18 protein-coding genes are annotated in these 20,811 nt (G+C 44.5%); 12 read left to right on the forward strand and 6 right to left on the reverse strand.

Features of this window, described 5'->3' with window-relative positions:
* A complete protein-coding gene (locus Nant_RS13150; RefSeq protein ID WP_054342122.1) occupies positions 1-633 on the forward strand; it encodes a histidine phosphatase family protein in 633 nt (210 codons plus the stop codon).
* Positions 634-740: 107 nt separating this feature from the next.
* A complete protein-coding gene (gene cobS / locus Nant_RS13155) occupies positions 741-1,493 on the forward strand; it encodes an adenosylcobinamide-GDP ribazoletransferase (RefSeq protein ID WP_054342123.1) in 753 nt (250 codons plus the stop codon).
* Here the strand turns inward: cobS and Nant_RS13160 are convergent.
* Entirely contained in the window at positions 1,461-4,283 is a 2,823-nt protein-coding gene (locus tag Nant_RS13160) for a glycosyltransferase (protein WP_054342124.1), read from the reverse strand. The genes cobS and Nant_RS13160 overlap by 33 nt on opposite strands.
* A 780-nt stretch (positions 4,284-5,063) precedes the next feature.
* On the opposite strand from Nant_RS13160, the gene Nant_RS13165 reads away from it, so the two are divergent.
* On the forward strand, positions 5,064-7,595 hold the full coding sequence (locus Nant_RS13165) for an ATP-dependent Clp protease ATP-binding subunit (RefSeq protein ID WP_076496085.1): 2,532 nt from the start codon (positions 5,064-5,066) through the stop codon (positions 7,593-7,595).
* 36 nt (positions 7,596-7,631) lie between these two features.
* The gene (locus Nant_RS13170; protein WP_054342125.1) at positions 7,632-8,105 is read left to right on the forward strand and encodes a LabA-like NYN domain-containing protein; all 474 of its coding nucleotides are present in this window, start codon (positions 7,632-7,634) and stop codon (positions 8,103-8,105) included.
* Between the two features lie 128 nt (positions 8,106-8,233).
* Here the strand turns inward: Nant_RS13170 and Nant_RS13175 are convergent, their stop codons facing one another.
* Both Nant_RS13175 and acnB read right to left on the reverse strand, forming a co-directional pair.
* On the reverse strand, positions 8,234-8,647 hold the full coding sequence (locus Nant_RS13175; protein WP_054342126.1) for an immunity protein Imm33 domain-containing protein: 414 nt from the start codon (positions 8,645-8,647) through the stop codon (positions 8,234-8,236).
* Positions 8,648-8,749: 102 nt separating this feature from the next.
* Positions 8,750-11,350, reverse strand: coding sequence for a bifunctional aconitate hydratase 2/2-methylisocitrate dehydratase (gene acnB, locus Nant_RS13180; RefSeq protein WP_054342208.1), 2,601 nt, complete (start codon positions 11,348-11,350; stop codon positions 8,750-8,752).
* A 339-nt stretch (positions 11,351-11,689) separates the two neighbouring features.
* On the opposite strand from acnB, the gene Nant_RS13185 reads away from it, so the two are divergent.
* Genes Nant_RS13185 through Nant_RS13210 form a run of 6 tightly spaced genes read left to right on the forward strand, consistent with a single transcriptional unit; the run spans position 11,690 to position 15,809 of the window.
* Complete coding sequence (locus Nant_RS13185) at positions 11,690-12,169, forward strand: hypothetical protein (RefSeq protein ID WP_143773587.1); 480 nt, start codon at positions 11,690-11,692, stop codon at positions 12,167-12,169.
* The gene (locus Nant_RS13190) at positions 12,166-13,536 is read left to right on the forward strand and encodes a hypothetical protein (RefSeq protein ID WP_054342128.1); all 1,371 of its coding nucleotides are present in this window, start codon (positions 12,166-12,168) and stop codon (positions 13,534-13,536) included. Before Nant_RS13185 ends, Nant_RS13190 begins: the two co-directional genes overlap by 4 nt.
* 38 nt (positions 13,537-13,574) lie before the next feature.
* Entirely contained in the window at positions 13,575-14,204 is a 630-nt protein-coding gene (locus tag Nant_RS13195) for a hypothetical protein (RefSeq protein WP_054342129.1), read from the forward strand.
* A gap of 30 nt (positions 14,205-14,234) precedes the next feature.
* A complete protein-coding gene (locus Nant_RS13200; RefSeq protein ID WP_054342130.1) occupies positions 14,235-14,597 on the forward strand; it encodes a roadblock/LC7 domain-containing protein in 363 nt (120 codons plus the stop codon).
* A 19-nt stretch (positions 14,598-14,616) separates the two neighbouring features.
* A complete protein-coding gene (locus Nant_RS13205; RefSeq protein ID WP_054342131.1) occupies positions 14,617-15,060 on the forward strand; it encodes a PAS domain-containing protein in 444 nt (147 codons plus the stop codon).
* On the forward strand, positions 15,060-15,809 hold the full coding sequence (locus tag Nant_RS13210) for a phosphate/phosphite/phosphonate ABC transporter substrate-binding protein (RefSeq protein ID WP_054342132.1): 750 nt from the start codon (positions 15,060-15,062) through the stop codon (positions 15,807-15,809). The genes Nant_RS13205 and Nant_RS13210 overlap by 1 nt, the downstream gene beginning before the upstream one ends.
* Here the strand turns inward: Nant_RS13210 and Nant_RS13215 are convergent.
* Positions 15,806-16,837: a sensor domain-containing diguanylate cyclase gene (locus tag Nant_RS13215; protein WP_054342133.1), complete on the reverse strand. Its 1,032-nt coding sequence runs from the start codon at positions 16,835-16,837 to the stop codon at positions 15,806-15,808. The two genes, Nant_RS13210 and Nant_RS13215, sit on opposite strands and share 4 nt — an antisense overlap.
* Positions 16,838-16,959: 122 nt before the next feature.
* Between Nant_RS13215 and Nant_RS13220 the strand changes: the two genes are divergently transcribed.
* The gene (locus Nant_RS13220; RefSeq protein WP_054342134.1) at positions 16,960-17,577 is read left to right on the forward strand and encodes a MiaE family protein; all 618 of its coding nucleotides are present in this window, start codon (positions 16,960-16,962) and stop codon (positions 17,575-17,577) included.
* Positions 17,578-17,626: 49 nt separating this feature from the next.
* Here the strand turns inward: Nant_RS13220 and Nant_RS13225 are convergent, their stop codons facing one another.
* Positions 17,627-18,352, reverse strand: coding sequence for a UDP-2,3-diacylglucosamine diphosphatase (locus Nant_RS13225; RefSeq protein WP_054342135.1), 726 nt, complete (start codon positions 18,350-18,352; stop codon positions 17,627-17,629).
* A 12-nt stretch (positions 18,353-18,364) separates the two neighbouring features.
* Positions 18,365-18,862: a peptidylprolyl isomerase gene (locus Nant_RS13230; RefSeq protein ID WP_054342136.1), complete on the reverse strand. Its 498-nt coding sequence runs from the start codon at positions 18,860-18,862 to the stop codon at positions 18,365-18,367.
* A 198-nt stretch (positions 18,863-19,060) separates the two neighbouring features.
* Here Nant_RS13230 and Nant_RS13235 point away from each other — a divergent pair, with 198 nt between their 5' ends.
* Positions 19,061-20,758: a glutamine--tRNA ligase/YqeY domain fusion protein gene (locus tag Nant_RS13235; RefSeq protein WP_054342137.1), complete on the forward strand. Its 1,698-nt coding sequence runs from the start codon at positions 19,061-19,063 to the stop codon at positions 20,756-20,758.
* Positions 20,759-20,811: the final 53 nt, after the last annotated feature.

A 20,811-nucleotide genomic window follows, 5' to 3' on the forward strand; every position in this document is an offset into this window, starting at 1 on the left:
ATGACGTTGCCTAACACGAAACAGTCGCTGATCATAGATGCGCTAAGGCATGGAGAGACGGTTAATGGGCAATGTTATCTGGGTCGAACCGATGCCGAGCTGACGACTGTCGGTTGGTCTCAGATGCAAAAGGCGATGCGCGATATTAATCCGGATGATTATGATGTCATCGTTACTTCGCCTTTGCGGCGCTGTCAATCGTTTGCTGAGCAATGGCTGCTGTCGGCGAATTTAAGCCTTAAAGCCTTACGTACCGACGCTTTAATTCAGGAATATGATTTTGGTTTATGGGACGGTATGACCGCCGCCGCTATAATGCTGCACTGGCCTGAGGAGTTAGGGGCGTTTTGGCGTGATCCCGAGTGTTTTCCTCCTCCACAGGGGGAGTCGCTGGCTGTCTTTTTTCAACGATTACGACACTTCTTGGATAATGAGCTACAGAGCAAAAATAAGCGGGTGTTATTGATTACGCATGGCGGTGTCATCAAAGCACTGACCTGTTTAACGCAAGGACGCCCGACAGGGGATATGCACTCGATCGGCGTAAAACATGGCACGCTACATCGCATTTTTTATGCACCGAAAGAATATGAGCAGAAAGCATGCGAACAAATCGTATGTGAGTCGAAATAATGAAAGCAGAACTTTAATCAGAACTTTAATCAGAACTTTAATCAGAACTTTAATCAGAACTTTAATCAGAACTTTAATCAGAGGTGAAACGAGAGGTGAAACGAGAGGTGAAACTTTTTTTTCATGAACAGTGGCAAGCATTCTGGGTTGCTGTGCAATTTCTAACACAATTTCCGGTTAAGTTGCGCACCTACCCCAAGGTCCGGGTACAGGCGTTATCGTTACTGTATTATCCACTGGTGGGTGCTTTTATTGGCGCTGTACTTATGGGTATTAGTTGGATAATGCGTGACCAGTCCATTTATCTGCAAGCCACATTAGTCTTGACCGCCTGGGTTGTGTTGACCGGTGGACTGCACTTAGACGGGCTCGCCGACAGTGCTGATGGCTGGATGGGAGGGCTGGGTGATGCTGATCGAACCCTGCAGATTATGAAAGATCCTTGTACGGGTGCAATAGGTGCGCTGGCTCTGATATTAATACTCATGCTGAAATGGTCGGCATTAGTGACGTTGTTGCCTGCGGGAAACCTGCTACCCATCATGATAGCGTCGATAATGGCTCGTCTTGGTGCGGTTGCTTTGTTGTCGAGTACGCCATATGTGCGTGTGCAAGGGATTGCGTCAGTGATGATTCCTTTGATGCCGCTGAAAGGCATTTATGCACTCGTCATGATCGGAGCGTTATGGCTGGTTTGGCTGAATGTAATCTGGTTGCTGGTGGTTTCTATTGTCTTCTGGATGGCACGCCGCGCGATGCTGGCACGGATAAAAGGCACCACCGGTGATACGGCAGGTGCCTTAATTGAAGTACTGGAAGCGCTGTTATTAACCGTGGCCTGTTTCACCCTGGAAGTCTGACATAGCAGCATCTCTCAGTAATGCGCGCATGATTTTTTCTGGCTGGAATTCCTGGCTTCTTGTCATCGCTGCTTTTCGCATGCCTTGCTGCAGCGTTGGCTGTTGGCAATACCTTGTAATGACAGCGGCCATCGATTCCTTATCTTCTACCAGATAACCACAAACCTGGTCTTCGATAATATCCTTAGGGCCTTTGCAATGGTAAGCCACTACGGGTAACCCGCAGGTCAAAGCTTCCAACACAACGCAACCAAAGGTGTCAAAGCGCGAAGGCAACAACAGCAAATCGGCTTTGTGATACAAGGCGGGTAGGTCTTGTTTATCAACCCAGCCTAGAAAAAGGGCGTCAGGCAGTACAATTTCTAGTTGTTTTGCTGCTGGTCCGGTACCGGCAATCCAGAGTTCGGCATTCGGTATACGCGTTTTGACGCATGCATAGATCTCCGCTAGATCAAATACGCCTTTTTCATCGCTCAAGCGTCCAACATACAATAATATGGGCTTTGAGTAATCAGGCTTTATATGGAGAGGCTTTGTACTACTGGGCTTTGTATTACTGGACTTTATATTAATGGGCTGTACATTTCCCGGCTTTAACTTGGCTTGTTTTGAATTAATGGGATTTGAATTGACCTGCTTTAAATGATCTTGAAACGTATCGTCAACCCAATGTTGAGTCAGAAAAACCTGCTTAGCATCAATGCCTATTTCGGGGCTGCTAAGCCATGTTTGATGATCAGTATTGAGTGTATATATGCCCTCAAATTGCAGATAGAAAGCACGTAATAAGCGACGAATACGGTCGGATTCATGATCGGTCAGACTCATAGTGCGGTGCACGAACTCCATCCAGTCGGTATGCATGAAAAAATACGCAGGCACTGAAAACGCTTTTTTCAGATACAGCGCAATAGCGCCCATGACCATCTCTGTCGAGCAGATAATTCTGTCGTAACTGCCGCGCTCAAAGATCTGCTGAATCTCTATCATATCCGGAACGTTAAACTCTTGCTCACCCAGGCTTCTTACCCTGAATTGATGCATGGGTTTTACAACAATCAGGTGGTCTTTGCTTTTCAATTGCGAGTGACAGGTCAGTATATCGATCGGATAGTTATGCTTTCGGATCTCTTTCAGTGTGCTTTGCAATGCAGAAGAGACACCGTTATGGTCTGCAAAGGTATCGGTTAACCAAAGGATTTTCTGCGGATGCTGACCCTTGCCCAGATTCTCTGCCAAATCATTCAAAAAGGGGCGGTTAGCGTAAATAACCTGGCTGGCGGCAAAGGAGGCGCCCGCTATAACCGCTGATGCCAGCGCGGGGAATGTCAATGAGTCGAGCATTTTAGAAAGGTTAAACGTCGTCATATCATCCGTGGCGGAACTTATGCCTGAACTTATACCTGAGCTTATACCCGAGCGTGCGTCGGTGCTTTTTTCGCCACCAAACAATGCTCGAAAATGAGTTGGTAATTCGAACTTTCTAATCAGTTCATCAGTAGTAAGCTCAGAAAAATTATTATCGCCTACACCTGCCAAGTGGTCATTAAGTCGTGTGAAAAAGATACGGGTGACAACCTCATATATTTCAGGGATACCTTTACGAATGACGTTAAGAAAATTATCGGGTTGTTTGCGCTGAGCACGGGCGATCTCTTTAATAACCTTGAGGGCTGGTCGAAACTCTTTGCTGACCCCCAGGCTGTTCAGTAGTGCCGGTTTAGTGCCGGAGAGTGCTTCGTGAAAGGTTTTTAAAAAAGTAAGGGTGTATTTATGGCGTTTCAATTCTTGCATGGCATTACTGACACCCAGGCAGAGGACTTTGTCCTGAAGGGAGCCTTTGTGCAGCAGTAAACGGAGCAGACCCGGGTCTTCCATATGAATCGCGACCTGAGAAAAATAGTCGAGGAAGGTGACTGTTAATTTTTCTTCTTTACCTACTTCGCCATAAGGTACGGTTCGGCCATGACGAATAGCGTCCAGTACCAGTTCCGAGCGTTTGGTGTGGATTAGCCGTTCAGCTAAATCGGGTATATGTGCCAGCGTGCCGGTCCTGCCTGCAAAAATACCGTTGTGATCATCCGATCCACCGGTGAAAGATTTCTCATACGGATCACTACAAAAGTCATTCGGGTTAAGCTGATGCTTACGGGCATAGCCGTCTATTTTTTCAGGCGTCAGGCTTTCCAGCCAATGGCGGGTTAGCTGGTTTTGCCAATAACCGCGCTGTCCGTTTAACACTTCAAAGCGCTGGAACATCACGGCAAATTTTTCGAGGATGGAGATGTCCGGCTTGTTTTTATGCGTATAAAAAAATAGGGGATGCGGCAACACGGTAACAATATCGTTTTCCAGCGTAAAACGGGTAAAGTTAAAAATATTATGGCGCAGCCTATTAAGCGTAGTTTCCTGCTCCGGTGTAAAGCCATAGGTCAGAACATGAATGCTGAGTGCTGAACCTGGGAAATGGCAAGTAAACTCGGCACCCACTAATACGTCGTAGCCTCTGTCTAACAGTTGCCAGCAAGAGCGGGCATTGTTGTGATTGGTTATAGTGATCAGATCGGTACCGTTACGGTCTAGTGTTTTAATCAGATTTTTTGTTTCCAGCCAGGTTTCAGGCAAGCCCAGCAATCGCCCCCATAGCTCATCAGGAACATCACTGTTTTTATCATGGCAATGCAGATCAATCCGTAGGGTTTCCTTCGTTGGGAAGCGCCGGCTTTGCTGGTCAAGAAAAGCATCGTAATCAGCATGCAGTTGCGAATGGAACATGGACTCAATGATCATGGCTTAATCCTTATGTGACGAGTGGAAGAGCTTGATGCCGGATGTATCAATATGCATTGAATCTTCGATATGTAGGTCGCTATTGTTTGCAAAAAGAGCCTCCTGACTGCAGCATTTTCTAGTGTCTGTCGGGAGTATAGGGGGTGTTGTTTTAAGGAATATGACAAAACTGATATTCGTCAATTATCAGAGTCATTTTCTTGGTTATTATTACCCGATCTTATGGAATCAACTTTTTAACTAACAAAGCTTTCAACCAATTAAGGTAATCGTTATGAGTACATGTTGTGGGTCGTGTGGTGGTCAGGATGCAGAAGACATTAAACAGCAAGAACAAGATGATGCGGTAGAGCCGCAGGAGGAAAAGTCCGAAGAGTAGTACGGATTGTTACGGACTACTCACAACGCGTTATGTCAGTGTTTTAACGCGCTGCTCATTATCAGGCGATTTTAACCAAGATTGCCTGATTTATTTTAAGCTTGTTTATGTGTTTCTGTTCGTGTCTATTTATTGATTAGCTTATTTCTGCTTCTTGTTTAATGCCTTTATCAATCCTTTTTAGCCCCGCGTGTTGTGGTCCAGTATTATTGCCAACGGCGTAATTTTTGCTCTTAGTCTTCTTCCTCTCCTATCCTGATCACCCTTGATTAAACCTCATCTAAAATCTTAAATTAGAGAGGTTTAATTTGAGTAGGCATTCAATGTTTTTTTGATGTGTATCGGCATAAGCTGAAAACAGTATGGCATGCATCAAATGGACCTGAGTCAGGGAGCGTAGTATGTTTCAGAATTATATCGAGCAAAGTACCCTCAAGGTCAGACATACGATGGAGTTGGCAGTGGGGGAAATGGCGGCGCTCAAGCAGAATATGCTGACGCCTGATTTCGTGCTTCTGGCGCTGCTCTCGCAGCCTGACTCAGTAGTGATGCAAATTATCGGCTCCTTGTTTCCTAATTCTGTTGATATAGCGATTCAAATTAAAGGGGAGGTTTACCAGCACTATAAAATGGCTGCGCCAGTGCAGGCAACTCAGATATTTACCTCTAAAGAGCTCGTTGATGTTTTTCAGATAGCGTACGACGAAAGTCGCCGTCTGGGCGATACTTATATTTCCACAGGGATACTGTTCTTTGCGTTGTTTGATCCTAAGGCTGGGCATACAGCTGAGTTCCTGAGCAAGGTGGGTCTTGATCAGAAAAAAGTAATGAAGGTGTTGAACGAGATTCGCAATAATACGCCTATAACGTCAGACGATGCTGAAACCAAGGCTGATCTGTTGTCCCGTTTTACTCAGGATCTGACTCGCCAGGCGAGAGAGGGTGCTTTGGATCCTGTTATTGGTCGGGACAAGGAAATTGATCAGATTATTCAAATACTTTCACGGCGTAAGAAAAATAACCCGGTATTAATTGGTGAAGCAGGTGTTGGTAAAACTGTCATCGTAGAAGGATTGGCGCAGCGGATGGTCAACGCGGATGTCCCTGACATGTTATTAAATAAGCGTTTGTTATCGTTGGAGATGAGTGAGCTTATCGCGGGTTCAACGATGCGTGGTGAGTTTGAGGAGCGCCTTAAATCCGTGCGTGATGCGGTTATTAAATCGGAAGGGCAGGTCATCCTGTTTATTGATGAGCTGCATACCATGGTCGGCGCGGGCGCAATGGCAGGAGGAATTGATGCGTCGAGTATGCTAAAAACCGCACTGGCTAAAGGTAGTCTGCAGGTTATAGGCGCCGATACACTGGCGGAATACCATACCTATGTTGAAGCCGATAAAGCACTGGAACGTCGTTTTCACCCCATATTGGTTCGTGAACCCAGTATTAAAGAGAGTATCGCGATATTGAAAGGGATTGCCCCTCGTTATGAAAAGCATCACATAGTGCACTACGCCGACAGTGCATTGGAGGCGGCGGCGGAGTTTTCAGCGCGCTATATTACGGATAGGAATTTACCGGATAAAGCCGTCGATTTGATTGATGAAGCCGGTGCCCATAAGCGCATCAGTCTGAATGCCCTGCCTCATGATATAAAACAGATAGAGCTGCAGCATAGTCAACTGCAGCAAAAAAAGACAGATGCTTTCAATGAGCAGAACTTTGAAAAAGTAGCCAGTCTTCAGATGGAAATCATCAAACAGCAGGAAAAGTTACAGAAACTGCATGCACGCTGGGAAACCGAGCGTAGTACAGAGAAGGATCAGGTGGACGCGGATGACATCGCCGAAGTAGTGTCACACTGGACTGGTATACCTGTTGCAAGGATGGTTGAATCCGAAGCCAATAAATTGGCGCGTATGGAGGAACAGTTACACCATCGCATTATAGGGCAGGATGATGCTGTTCGTGCTGTTGCTAATGCTATCCGGCGAAATCGTACCGGCATTACATCGCCTTTACGGCCCATCGGAACCTTCCTTTTTTTGGGGCCAACCGGTGTTGGTAAAACCGAGTTGGCTCGTACGTTGGCAGAGTTTTTACTGGATGATGAAGCGCGTATTGTCAGGTTGGACATGTCGGAATATATGGAGCGCCATGAAGTCTCCAAAATGATAGGCGCACCTCCCGGTTATATTGGTTATGGAGAGGGGGGACAGCTTACAGAAAAAGTACGGCGTAATCCTTACACGGTAGTCTTACTGGATGAGATTGAAAAAGCACATCCTGATGTATTTAATATTCTTTTACAAATACTTGAGGATGGGCATCTGACCGATGCACAGGGGCGCAAGGTGTCTTTTCGTAATACTATCTTGATAGGGACCTCTAATCTGGGTACTGAGTCCTTGTCTCCCGATAAGCGTGAAATAGGATTCATTCATTCTAAAATCGTTGATTATGATGACGCAAAGCGCTTCGTGATGCAGGAGGTTAAGCGCTTCTTTAAGCCTGAATTCCTTAATCGTCTGGACGATATTATCGTGTTTCACTATCTGGAAGAAGAGGATGTGCAGAAGATCGCTAAGATATTTGCCAAAGCATTGGTGGGACGAATGGGCGATCATAAGATTGAGCTGACTATAGAGGCTGACGTAGTTGCTAAGATAGCAGTCGATGGCTATGATCCCGCGTATGGTGCGCGTCCATTGCGGCGCGAATTCGAAAAACAGATAGAAAATCCTTTAGCTATGAAAATTGTTGAAGGATTGTGTGCAGATAACAGTCGGGTTCATATCAGGTTAGATAAAGGCGAGGTCATTTTTAACATTGATACTGTGTCGGAGACGTTTACGATGCCTGTTGTTGTACTTGAAAAGCAGACAGAGCCGGAGAGCACTTCCGGGCGAGTGCTTTCGAGTAAGTTCTTTTAGCTGCCATTACTTTCTATTTATCAATAGGCTATCTTCTTGAAAAAAATTGCAGTGTTTGTCGATGTGCAAAATATTTATTACACCACCCGGCAAGCTTATGGCCGCCAGTTTAATTATCGTAAGGTTTGGGATCGCATCAGTGCGCAAGGTGAGATTGTGTCTGCTATCGCCTATGCTATCCATCGTGGCGATGACAAACAGCTTAAATTTCAAAATGCACTCAAACAGATGGGTTTTACGGTTAAGCTCAAACCTTTTATTCAGCGCAGTGATGGTTCAGCAAAAGGGGACTGGGACGTTGGCATTGCCATTGATGTGATGGAGTTAGCAAGAGAGGTTGATACAGTTATATTGCTGTCGGGGGATGGTGACTTTGATATGTTGCTGGATAAAATACGTAAAGATTACGCGGTTAGTGCAGAAGTGTATGGTGTTCCGGCGCTGACGGCGAATTCTCTTATCGACTCGGCGAGTCTTTATCATCGTATTGAAGAGGATCTGCTGATGTAAAATGCCGTTAACCGGTCCTGGTACGTTCCGGTTAACCCCAATTAATAGTCATCGGACATTATCACAACAAACTATTATGTATTAAGCTTAAGGTCTCTTCTTTTTCAGAGATATTTAGTTCAGGCATTTTATTCAGGAATGTTGAAACGATCAACGTCGTTAGTAATGCTTACATCAGAAGTAGATGACGGTATTTTAAAGTCATAAATACGCTCCCAGCCTTGGCTTTCAGGCAAACGTTCCCAGACAGTGCCTGCGTTGTAGGCGACTAACTCGGTCAGTGTGGCATCCATCTCGCATATTTTTTGTAATGGAACAGGAAGCATATTAGCTAGTTCATTCTCCACGTATTCAGCGGATTCATAACCGGTATACATGCGCCAGCCAGTATCGTTCAGGTGTTCAGGTACGGTTTTATACATAAAGCGAATGGGTAGATTTTCATCAAATGTCATTTTAGAAATGAGCGCCAGAAATCCATTCTTTGTTTGGTTTGTTTCATTTTTTTTGATACCGGTGATATCAGCTTCAGGCGTTTTCATAACACAATCCAGCGAAGTAAAAGCGATCAATAGAATAAGGCGAAGAAAGAGAGTAAAACAAAAAAGCCCGTCATGCGACGGGCTTTTTACTATCAGCGAATATTACGCTTGAACTGTTGGAATAACAGTGGCCGCTTTAGCTGTGTAGTTTTCAATTTTATCGAAGTTCAGGTAGCGGTATACATCTTCAGCCATTGGATCCAGCTTCGCGGTGTATTCCATGTACTCTGCAACGGTTGGGATTTTACCCAGCAGTGCGGCAACAGCAGCCAGCTCAGCAGACGACAGGTAAACATTAGCACCATTACCCAGACGGTTAGGGAAGTTACGTGTTGAAGTAGAAACAACAGTCGACTTCTCCGCTACACGTGCCTGATTACCCATACACAGTGAGCAACCCGGCATTTCCATACGAGCGCCAGCTCTGCCGAAGATGTTGTAGTAACCTTCTTCTACTAGCTGAGCAGCATCCATTTTTGTTGGCGGGGCAATCCACATACGTGTTGGCAGCGTTGTGTTAGCAGCATCTAACAACTTGCCTGCAGCACGGAAGTGGCCAATATTGGTCATGCACGAACCAAGGAACACTTCATCAATATGCGTGCCTGCAACGTCAGATAACAATTTAACGTCATCCGGGTCATTAGGGCAGGCCAGGATAGGCTCTTTAACTTCATTCAGATCGATTTCAATTACAGCAGCGTATTCAGCATCAGCATCTGCAGATATCAATACAGGATTAGCTAACCACTCTTGCATACCCGTAATACGACGTTCGATGGTACGTACGTCACCGTATCCTTCAGAAATCATCCACTTCAACATAGTGATGTTGGAGTTCAGATATTCACGGATAGGCTCTTCGCTCAGTTTGACAGAGCAAGCCGCCGCAGAACGCTCAGCAGCAGAGTCAGACAATTCGAAAGCCTGTTCTACTTTCAGATCTGGCAGACCTTCAATTTCAAGAATGCGACCAGAGAAGATGTTTTTCTTACCGGCTTTAGCAACAGTCAGCAGACCCTGCTTAATAGCATAGTAAGGAATAGCGTTTACCAGATCACGTAATGTAACGCCTGGCTGAAGCTTATCACCTGTAAAGCGAACCAATACAGATTCAGGCATATCCAGAGGCATAACACCGGTAGCTGCAGCGAATGCAACCAGACCCGAACCTGCAGGGAAGGAAATGCCGATTGGGAAACGCGTATGAGAGTCACCACCGGTACCCACAGTATCAGGCAACAGCATACGGTTCAGCCAAGAGTGGATAATACCGTCACCAGGTCGCAGCGAAACACCACCACGGTTCATAATGAAATCTGGAAGCGTATGGTGCGTCTGTACATCGACTGGCTTAGGATAAGCGGCCGTGTGGCAGAACGACTGCATAGTCAAATCAGCAGAGAAACCCAGGCATGCCAGATCTTTCAGCTCATCACGCGTCATCGGCCCAGTAGTATCCTGAGAGCCGACCGTCGTCATTTTTGGTTCACAGTATGTGCCCGGAAGAACACCGGCTACGCCGCATGCTTTACCGACCATTTTCTGTGCTTGGGTGTAGCTTTTGCCGCTATCGGCTGGCTGATCCGGTTTACGGAACAACTCAGTAGGTTCCAGACCTAAAGCAGTACGTGCTTTATCAGTCAAACCACGACCGATGATCAGAGGAATACGACCACCCGCACGAACTTCATCAAGCAGAACCTGTGTTTTCAATGCAAACTTACACAGTTCTTCGCCAGTTTCAGCGTTTTTCGCAACACCTTCGTATGGATAAACGTCAATAACGTCACCCATATTCATTTTATCTACGTCCATTTCGATAGGTAGTGCGCCAGCATCTTCCATCGTATTGAAGAAGATAGGTGCAATTTTACTACCGAAACAGTAACCGCCAGCGCGTTTGTTAGGCACGTTCGGGATATCGTCACCGAAGAACCACAGAACAGAGTTGGTAGCCGACTTACGTGAAGAGCCTGTGCCGACAACATCACCTACGTAGGCAACAGGGAAGCCTTTAGCTTTGATTGCTTCGATCTGTTTCAAGGGACCAACAGAACCGTCAACATCCGGATGAATACCGTCACGTTCCATTTTAAGCATAGCGTTTGCATGCAGAGGGATGTCCGGACGTGTAAATGCATCAGGTGCAGGAGACAAATCGTCAGTATTTGTTTCGCCGGTTACTTTAAAGACAGTAACGGTGATTTTCTCAGCCAGTTCTGGCTTAGATGTGAACCATTCAGCGTTAGCCCATGATTCAAGAACCTGTTTAGCGTGGACGTTGCCCGCTTCAGCTTTTTCCTGGACATCATGGAATGCATCAAATACAAGCAATGTATGAGACAGTGCTTTAGCGGCAGTAGGCGCCAGAGCATTATCATCAAGGCAATCAATCAGTGGTTGGATGTTATAACCACCCAGCATCGTACCCAGTAGTTCAGTAGCCTTCACTTTATCAACAAGCGGTGAAGTAGCATCACCTTTAGTGATGGCGGCAAGGAAACCCGCTTTTACATAGGCGGCTTCGTCAACGCCGGCTGGAACGCGGTTAATCAGCAGGTCCAACAGGAATGCGTCTTCGCCTGCAGGTGGGTTTTTTAGTAGTTCAACTAGGGCTGCTGTCTGGTCAGCGTCTAATGGTTTGGCTGGTACACCTTCAGCGGCGCGTTCTTCTACATGTTTACGATAAGCTTCTAGCACAGTATAGCCCTCATCTATTATTCCCACCGGTCTTTACTTTGTTACCGATAAGCCGGTAACACGTAAAAACTTCGTCTCATTATGAATATGCGTGAGGATTCTAGCTTATAGGGGCCTTAAAGTTAAGTTTGTAAGCGATTCAGATCGTTAGACTTTGTGCCTAAGTTGGTTCATTATCTATGCTATTAATTTGAAATATATGAAAATTGATCATTTATAGGTGTAATGATTCTGTACCGTACTATACTTATATTTTGGTAGATGGAATCAGCTCAGCTGCAAAAGTGGTGGTGTTGCGATGAACCTAAATTAATTATGCGATTGCAGAATAAAGATAAAATGAATTCTCCGATTGGGATAGCTTTATCCGATTGGGATCTTAATTCAGAGATCGAAAGCGATTTGGCTGACAATATTCAGGCGGCATTTGAATCTATGGAGCTAAAAAGCCTTATTTATAAAGGCTCGTTGCGATTACAGAACTTAGACTATGCTATTCGACAAGTAGCTAACCAGCCCCAAGAGCTAATGGCTCATGTAAAACGTTTTTATCTTGCCATGTTGTGCCGTTCAGAATCAAAAGTGCAAGGTGCTTTAATAGATCTGATGATTGTCTTGCGTTATAAGGGAGCGCCTTTACTTATCAGGCTAATTAATGAAGCAGAAGTCATTTTAGGCTCTTCTTTATGTGATCAATTGAAAAATATCGCTCAGAATAAATCCGCAAACGGTATTTTATTGCTGGATGTGTCGTGTTCAGTCTTGATCAATGGTCGTAGCTTGCCCGCGACTTATAAAAAAAAGGACAGTGCTAAATGACTGTTAAATACGGAAAATTATCTCATGTATTGCTGGTCGGATTTGAAGGCAGTGCGTTGCATACATTGCAGTATTTTTTCGAGTCACATTTTGGCGGCAACAAGTACCGAATAGTTAATACGCTGGAACATGCTGAATGGGTGATTTTCAATGCTGACCAGCCTCAGCCCAAAAACGTGTTACAGGGATATCTTGAACGTAAGATTTGTCGCCCGGCTATTATAATTTCAATCGATAATCTCGATTGGAATAACACCGTCAGTTTATTAAAGCCATTTAGCGCAGATGATTTGGAAAAGGCTATAAAAGCTCTTTTTAATTTAGTGCGCAGCACTGAAAAAAAATCAGAAAAACAACAGTCTTTAATTGATATACCATCTATCGACTTATTGTCACCAGAACCAGCCGCGATCAAAGTAAAATCTTCTAACGCGGCTAACCTTCCGCTCGTTGCAAAGAAACGAAAGATGGATAAAAATGCTCCGATGTCAGCTAAGCCGAAGCCTCCGGCGCTTTCACCATCAGTGGCGCCAAGCAGTATGAATCAGATTATTAGCCGAGTTGATTCTGCCGATGCTAGCGAGTCTGGAGTTCGTGTTAATGTTATTTCCAAGCTGCCGGAATACGATGTATTAAATTCAATTACGCACGCAAATGTTGAAACGCATGTTGCTTTGTTACCTGTTATTGAAAAGAAAAAGACTCATGGTCCGTCGAATCCCGATAGCTCGGCGGCATCAGGTATTGATAGTTTTAAAATCTCTACTATGGCAACGGTATTCGGGAATCTTCCTGAGCTGGATTGGACCAGGGAAGCGGATAGGCGTCGATTACAAATTCATTCAGAGGGGATGTTATTACCCTGGATCAAGAAAGCCGTTGATGAGGGAAGAAAGCAAGACACGTCTTTTTCTATCGATGGTTTACATCTACGCTTAGAATATTTGCCTTGGACCGATTGTTTTGTCACTAATTTATCTGAAGAAGTTCTTTATACTGTGATGACAAGCCGGTTTGGCATCGGCGAACTATCAATTAAGCGGGGCGGTGTTCTTGAAGAGGACCTGCAAGATGGATTAGGTTTTGATGAGCATGTTATGACGGCTCAGGATCTGCTCTGGTTGGCTGGGTTATGGACAGCTCAGGGGCGTATTTTGCCAGGAGACGATCCAACTAGAGCGCGACGCCTTAAGCATGCGCCTGACTGTCTTAAAAATATTGAAATCCCTGAGGTTCATGCGGTCATTGATTTGTGGCAAACTCATCTGATGAGTGCTTTTCAGGTAATTAGTGAGCTCAATATACCGCAAAGATATGTGTTTGGTCTTATGGCTGCTGCGACCACAGCCATGCAGTTTGAATATTAGTGTTTGAGCTCAACTGTGAATGAGTGAGAGATAATGTGATGAGGGAAGAGATTAAGAAGCGATACCTACAGGTTACGCCAAGCGGTGCTTATTATGCTACGGTTAACTCCCAGCCTGATGATGCGAGAGCTTTATTGCTGCAGCTAATGAGTAGCGATATTCCCATTGAGTTCTCTCTCGAGCTATTTGCAGAGTTAGCAGATTTAGAGAAAGAGTTAGCAGGTGTTTTATTTAATCGCCTGATTGCGCGTAGATTTCTCGCATTGATGCCTGAGCCGATCATTCCAAGGCAAGATAGTCTCGAAGCCACGCTGGCAGAGATTTTACTGACACTTTCTTCTACCGGAAAAGTTGTGTTGGGAGATGATCAGGGATTCTGTTTAGGGTCTTCAGGTTTTGATAGAGATCATGCGGATGCGCTTGCCGCATTAGCAGCAGATATTATTTCGTTACACCAGCGTCATCAGTTGTTACTCAATAAAGAGTTAGAGTTAATGGGTGACTCCTGGGGGTTATTGGATCCGGTAGGGAATAGCATGCTGGGGATTTGGATCATCCATATCGGATCACAACTATTTGCAGTCGTGATCCATGGTCAGCCTAATTTAAATCAACATCAGTATGTTGAATTGATCAGCGCGCTTACGAGTCGCTATCTTGATAAGTAAACCTGATAATAAATAATGGAGTGAAGTTGTATGCGTTCTGAAATGATGAGGTCTATTCTCAGTGACCTGAATGGAACGTCTGCTGAGATTGAAGCCTCTGCTGTTATCTCAACGGATGGATTGATGATAGAAGCATTGTTGCCTGCCAGTATGGACGAAGACCGAGTAGGTGCTATGAGCGCAGCGATGCTATCTTTGGGAGAAAGAACAGCACAGGAACTTGCTCGTGGTGAACTGGAGCAGGTGTTGGTCAAAGGGGTAAATGGTTACATCTTAATGACTCATGCAAATAGTGATTCTGTGTTAACGGTTGTGGCAAAACCTAATGCGCGTTTAGGCTTGATTTTTCTAGATGTGAAACGTGCGGCTGAAGCAATTGGCAAGCTGTTATAATTGAGGAGCCACTCTTTCTATGCTGATTACCTACCATGATAGTACTTCTCGAGAGGTAGAAATTATCGATCAGGAGGTGCCTTATCCTGATGGTAAGCTGATTGTTTCCCGTACCACCCCGTCCGGGGTTATTACTCATGCGAACCAGGCATTTATCGACATGTCTGGTTACTCGTTACATGAATTGATAGGGATGAATCATTCAATATTACGTCACCCTGATATGCCGGCAAAGGCATTTAAGGATCTTTGGGATACGATCCAGTCAGGAAGGAAGTGGCATGGTTACGTTAAAAACCTTCGCAAAGACGGTGCTTATTACTGGGTAAAGGCTACGGTGATACCTAATATTCGAAATGGAGAACTTATGGGATACACTTCGGTCAGAAGAAAACCCTCACGTAGTAAGGTCGATTCCTGCACAGAATTATACGCAACCATGCATCCCGGTAGGCAGATCTGATGAGTGCGTACACGTTATCTGTTAGCCCTGATTTTTCTCCAGAGCATTTGTCGGGCTGGTTTATTTTTAATACCTGGCTGCAGCGTCAGCTTGAGACTTCGCTTCATCTTGAGCTTTATGATGATTTTGATTCACAGCGTCGTGATATCCAATTAGATAAAATTGATCTTATCTACGCTAACCCTTTTGATGCTGCAATGCTGGTACGTGAAAAAGGATTTAAAGCAGTGGTGCGGCCTAGTAATACTTCTGATGAAACGATTATTGCTGTACCTAAAGCCTCATTGTTCAAAAGTATTGATGATCTGACTGAAGGGACGATCATTGCTACGACCCATGATCCTGATGTGCATATGATGGGTATGATCATGATTGAGCCTGCTGATCTGGATAGTTCAAATGTTGTGATTGTCCCGGCGCACAGTTATGTCATTGTGGCTAAGCGCTTACTTAACGGGCAGGCTGATATTGGATTCTTTTTGAAAGAGGCTTTTTTAGATCTTTCTGATTTAATCCGTAGTCAAATGCGAGTGTTGGTTGAAAGCCAGATTGGTGTAATACACCATACCTTGTTGGCTGGGCCTGGCATTCAGCATCTTATTCCTACTATTTCGGAGCGCTTGCTGGCTATGCAAAATGAGCCAAAGGGAAGGGCGGTATTGGATAGTATGCAAATTTCAGGATGGATTCGTATGAACCAAGAGGATACTGAGTTCATGATCGATTTGATTGATACCCTTATAGATTAAGGGGATCCGGCTGATAATACACTGGTAACAAGCGATTCTACTTTGTTCTTGCCTGTCTTTTTAGCAAGATAAAGTGCTTTATCCGCTCGCCTGATGAGCTCTTCTATTTTGCTGTCTTCGCTGCTGGACACGGTAATCCCAAAACTAGCGGTGAGTGTGATTGGGTTTTGATCGTCATCACAAAGGAATATTTTTTCAACTAAATCTACTCTGATTCTATTCGCAACTACGCGCGAGCCGTCAAGCAAACTGCCTGGAAGAATAATTACAAACTCTTCTCCACCATAACGATAGGCAGTGTCACTATTGCGTAAGTTCTTTTTAATAATACATCCAAATTCTGCCAGAATTTGGTCTCCGAACAGGTGGCCATAGTTGTCATTCATCTGCTTGAAATTATCGAGATCAATAAGGCAAAGAGAAAAGTGTTGGTCGTAACGATGGGCTCGTTCAAGTTCAGTCATTAAACGTTCAGTAAAGTGTCTTTTGTTGTATAAGCCTGTCAGGTTATCAGTAATACTTAATTGTTTATAACGCTCTTCGCTTTCTTTGAGTGCAATTTGGCTTTGTTTTGTAACACTGATATTGAGCAGCGTTTCAATAGCTCCAATGACGTTACCATTTTCATCTTTGATACTGGCAGCGGTAAAAGAGAGCCATTCACCTTTTCCACCGATATCAGGGAAAAAATCTTCGGCTTCAAATGCATCTTCAATTAAGGGGGATTTTCTGTATTTGTTCTTATAAAAGTGTGAAACAGCGTCATCTTTCCCGCCTTCAATAATCAAGTCGGCGAGCGTAGGTCGCTTAGATGCATAGAAAGCCATCCACTGATTTTGAGTGCCAATCATGTTGTTTTTATTGTGTGATGTTAGTTGTTCTAAAGCATGGTTCCAAAAGACAATGGTGTGATTTTGATCCAAAACGAAAGTTGGAAGTGTGATTCTATTAAAAATAGTTTCCAGTAAATTGTCCTGTTGATGTAGCTTGCTTTTATAAGAAAAATCACTGCTGGAAGCCAATATCATATAATCCTGTTGTTGCCGATTAACCTTCGTTCATTTCAAGTTAAGTTTAGATGAAAGGCAGGAGGATGTAACAACTTTTTACAGCAGTGTATACTAACGGCCTAATTTATAAGGTGATATCAATGGACGCGCTTAACGAAATACATGATTTTTTGGCCTGTGAAACACCTTTGCTGTGGATAGAGCACGCGCTAAAAAATCAGGATGTACTTTTAATCGATCATGCTCATTGTGAGAAAAAAGCAGCCTCTACCGCTATGACGCTTATGTTTCGTTATGTAGATCGGCCGGACCTCTTAAATAAAATGTCTCGGCTTGCGCGTGAAGAGCTTATTCATTTTGAGCAAGTATTGGAACTTCTGCAGGCCCGTGGAATTGATTATTGCCATATGTCATCTGCTGGTTATGCCGGCGGTATGCGCAAACACGTTCGTAATCATGAGCCTGCCCGTTTGATTGATACTATGATTGTGGGGGCGTTTATTGAGGCTCGTTCATGCGAGCGCTTTGCAAAATTAGCGCCTCATCTGGATGAGGTGTTGGCAAAGTTCTATCGCTCGCTGCTCAAATCTGAATGTCGCCATTATCAGGATTACTTAAGTTTAGCTGAGGCGTATGCCGGTGAGTCTATAGCAGATAGGGTGGCGGTTTTTCGCGAAGCAGAGCGAGAATTGATTGAGTCAGAAGATGATTTATTCAGATTTCATAGCGGCGTTCCTACAGAGAACACGGCATTATAGCTGAATAGGAAATCGGGTTGCATAACTGAGCGCTATAACGAATTGCATTTTAACCAATAGCTTCGTCAACGAGAGTCAGTCCGTTTTCATCGCAGGAGAGGTACCATAACGACGTATCCCAGTCGCCAAGTACAACCCGGGTGCCGTGAGTTGCATTTAACTGAGCGTAATGGATAGCGGGTCGGTGGGTATGTCCGTGAATCATTAACTCAACCTTAGACTCAGATAGCGCGGTAGCCACGGCTACAGCATTTACATCCATTATTTCATCTGTTTTTTCAGTTGCACGCTGCTGGCTTGTTGCTCTTAACTGTCGGGCAATAGCTAGACGTTCATTAATGGGTTTTGACAGAAACGCTTGTTGCCAGGCAGGGTTTCTGACCATGCTCCGAAAATCCTGATACTCTTTATCGTCTGTACAGAGTTGATCGCCATGCATTAATAGTGCAGGTCCGATAGGGAGATCAATTAACTGTTTTTCATCAAGCAAGGTTGCCCCGATTTTTTGCAGAAATGAATCGCCCACTAAAAAATCACGGTTACCATGCTGAAAATAGAGCATGCAGCCTTGGTCGCTTAATGTTTTAAGTGCAGCACAGATAGGTTCGAATTCTGGCACGGGAGCATCGTCGCCGATCCAGGCCTCAAAAATATCGCCCAGTAGATACAGGGCATTAGCTGAGCGGGCAGTATCCGTCAGGAAATGTAAAAACGCCCGGGTAATATCCGGGCGTTCAGCTTTCAGATGAAGATCTGAAATAAAAAGTACTTTCATAGGAGTATGAGGTTACTCTTCTGTGATTTCAGCTGATTCAATAATGACATCTTCAGCAGGTACGTCCTGATGGCCAGCGGTCATTGTTGTTTTAACGTTTTTAATTTTCTCTACAACATCTAATCCGTCAACGACTTTAGCAAAAACGGCATAGCCCCAGCCTTCAGTGGTTTTTGCGGTGTGATCAAGAAAAGTATTATCCGAAACGTTAATAAAAAACTGTGCTGATGCTGAATGTGGATCCATAGTACGTGCCATAGCGAGTGTGCCCGCTTGATTAGACAAACCGTTATCCCCTTCATTATCGATCGTTTCACGGGTTTCTTTTGATACCATTCCAGGTGCAAAGCCGCCACCCTGAATCATGAAGTTATCAATTACACGATGGAAAATAACGCCATCATAGAAACCATCGCGAACGTACTGCTCAAAGTTAGCGGCTGTAGCAGGCGCTTTGTCGTGGTTGAGCTCTATAGTGATGTCGCCGTGGTTCGTATGGAGAATGATCATTAATGGTTCCTTTTTGTCTTGGCAGTCATTTTCACACTATTATACGCAAGTCTTAACTCTCTGTACGGACTAAACAGTAAAATCTTTGATGGAATTTCAGCTTGATCACTGTGTGCAGTAAACCGCTAAGTGTTTATAATACACATTCATAGGGGCCTCATCAGGTCCGGCCAACAGCTTCGGATATATACTGATAACATGTCTAAAAACGAATCGAACCAGAAGCCAACGAATTTTATCCATCAGATCATCGAAGATGATATTCAGAATAACGTGCACGGTGGGGATGTTGTTATGCGCTTCCCGCCAGAGCCAAATGGTTATCTCCATATCGGGCATGCAAAGGCTATATGCTTGAATTTTGGCACTGCTGAAAAATATAAGGGTATTTGTCATTTACGCTTTGATGACACCAACCCTGAAAAAGAGAGTCAGGAATATATAGATTCGATTATCAGCGATATCAATTGGCTGGGTTATCAATGGACAGGCGAAATTCGCTATACTTCCTCTTATTTTGATCAACTTTATAGCTGGGCAAAACACCTGATTAGTGAAGGTCATGCTTATGTGTGTGATTTGAGTGCTGAAACGGCACGTGAATATCGGGGGGGATTCAATCAGCCCGGTACCGATAGCCCTTTTCGTAACCGTAGCGTTGAAGAGAACCTGTCGCTATTCGAACGTATGAAAAACGGTGAATTCAAGGAAGGCGCGTGCTCCCTGCGAGCAAAAATCGACATGAACGCGGCTAATATGAATTTGCGTGATCCGATGCTGTATCGCATTTTACATACAAGTCATCATCAGACAGGCGATAAATGGTGTATTTATCCGAACTATGACTTCGCTCATGGTCAGTCGGATTCGATTGAAGGTGTCACGCATTCTTTATGTACGCTGGAATTTGAAGATCATCGACCACTGTACGACTGGTTTATCGAGAACTTGCCGGTTCCATCAAAACCTAAGCAGTATGAGTTCTCCCGTCTTGAGCTTAATTACACGATCACCAGTAAGCGTAAACTCAAGCAGTTAGTCGATGATCAGGTCGTGACTGGCTGGAATGATCCTCGTTTACCTACCATTTCAGGCTTGCGTCGCCGGGGTTATACCGCTGCTTCGCTGCGCCATTTTTGTGACATGATAGGAGTGACACGTTCTAATGGTATTGTTGATATGGGCATGTTGGAAGCGGCTATCCGTGATGACTTAGACTCAACAGTACCACGTGCGATGTGTGTAACACGTCCACTTAAAGTCACATTGACCAATATGGAAGCAGGTGTAGAAGAGTGGTTTGAGTTGCCTGCGCACCCTAAAGATGAATCGATGGGTACTCGCCGTGTAGGCCTGACGCGTAATTTGTTGATCGAGCAAGAAGACTTTGTGGAAGTAAAGCCGCCGGCTAAAAACAAGCACGAGAAGTGGAAGCGGCTTGCGCTGGGTGATGCTGTTCGTTTGCGTGGTGCTTACGTGATTACGTGTAATGAAGTTATTAAGGATGCAACGGGTGAAATCATCGAATTGCTTTGCACCTATGACCCTGCAACGAAAGGTTCTAACCCTGAAGGCTATAAGCCTAATGGTGTGATTCATTGGGTTTCTGAAGAGTTATCGCTGCCATGCGAAGTACGACTGTATGATCGCCTGTTCACGGAAGCAAATCCGGATGGTGATAAAGAACGTAACTTCATGGATTGTCTGAACCCAGACTCTCTTGTGGTATTACCCGATGCGCGTGTAGAGGTAGGTTTGAAAGATGCGCCTGCGGAAACCCGCTATCAATTTGAGCGTACCGGTTATTTCTGCATAGATAAAGACAGTAATGCAGATAAACTCGTGATTAATCGCACAGTAACGCTGCGCGATTCTTGGGCTAAAGCAAAAAATTAAGCAAGCCCTTATATGTTCAGGGTTTGATGCCTATATTTTAAGTGATTGATAGT

Source organism: Neptunomonas antarctica, from assembly GCF_001305295.1.
GTDB lineage: Bacteria > Pseudomonadota > Gammaproteobacteria > Pseudomonadales > Balneatricaceae > Neptunomonas > Neptunomonas antarctica.

Bases quoted from the DNA above. Each gene is read 5' to 3' on its own strand.
- Nant_RS13150 (WP_054342122.1), top strand. From the start codon at position 1: ATGACGTTGCCTAACACGAAACAGTCGCTGATCATAGATGCGCTAAGG.
- Nant_RS13160 (WP_054342124.1), bottom strand. From the start codon at position 4,283: ATGATCATTGAGTCCATGTTCCATTCGCAACTGCATGCTGATTACGAT.
- Nant_RS13165 (WP_076496085.1), top strand. From the start codon at position 5,064: ATGTTTCAGAATTATATCGAGCAAAGTACCCTCAAGGTCAGACATACG.
- Nant_RS13175 (WP_054342126.1), bottom strand. From the start codon at position 8,647: ATGAAAACGCCTGAAGCTGATATCACCGGTATCAAAAAAAATGAAACA.
- Nant_RS13185 (WP_143773587.1), top strand. From the start codon at position 11,690: ATGAATTCTCCGATTGGGATAGCTTTATCCGATTGGGATCTTAATTCA.
- Nant_RS13190 (WP_054342128.1), top strand. From the start codon at position 12,166: ATGACTGTTAAATACGGAAAATTATCTCATGTATTGCTGGTCGGATTT.
- Nant_RS13195 (WP_054342129.1), top strand. From the start codon at position 13,575: ATGAGGGAAGAGATTAAGAAGCGATACCTACAGGTTACGCCAAGCGGT.
- Nant_RS13200 (WP_054342130.1), top strand. From the start codon at position 14,235: ATGCGTTCTGAAATGATGAGGTCTATTCTCAGTGACCTGAATGGAACG.
- Nant_RS13205 (WP_054342131.1), top strand. From the start codon at position 14,617: ATGCTGATTACCTACCATGATAGTACTTCTCGAGAGGTAGAAATTATC.
- Nant_RS13210 (WP_054342132.1), top strand. From the start codon at position 15,060: ATGAGTGCGTACACGTTATCTGTTAGCCCTGATTTTTCTCCAGAGCAT.
- Nant_RS13215 (WP_054342133.1), bottom strand. From the start codon at position 16,837: ATGATATTGGCTTCCAGCAGTGATTTTTCTTATAAAAGCAAGCTACAT.
- Nant_RS13220 (WP_054342134.1), top strand. From the start codon at position 16,960: ATGGACGCGCTTAACGAAATACATGATTTTTTGGCCTGTGAAACACCT.
- Nant_RS13225 (WP_054342135.1), bottom strand. From the start codon at position 18,352: ATGAAAGTACTTTTTATTTCAGATCTTCATCTGAAAGCTGAACGCCCG.
- Nant_RS13230 (WP_054342136.1), bottom strand. From the start codon at position 18,862: ATGATCATTCTCCATACGAACCACGGCGACATCACTATAGAGCTCAAC.
- Nant_RS13235 (WP_054342137.1), top strand. From the start codon at position 19,061: ATGTCTAAAAACGAATCGAACCAGAAGCCAACGAATTTTATCCATCAG.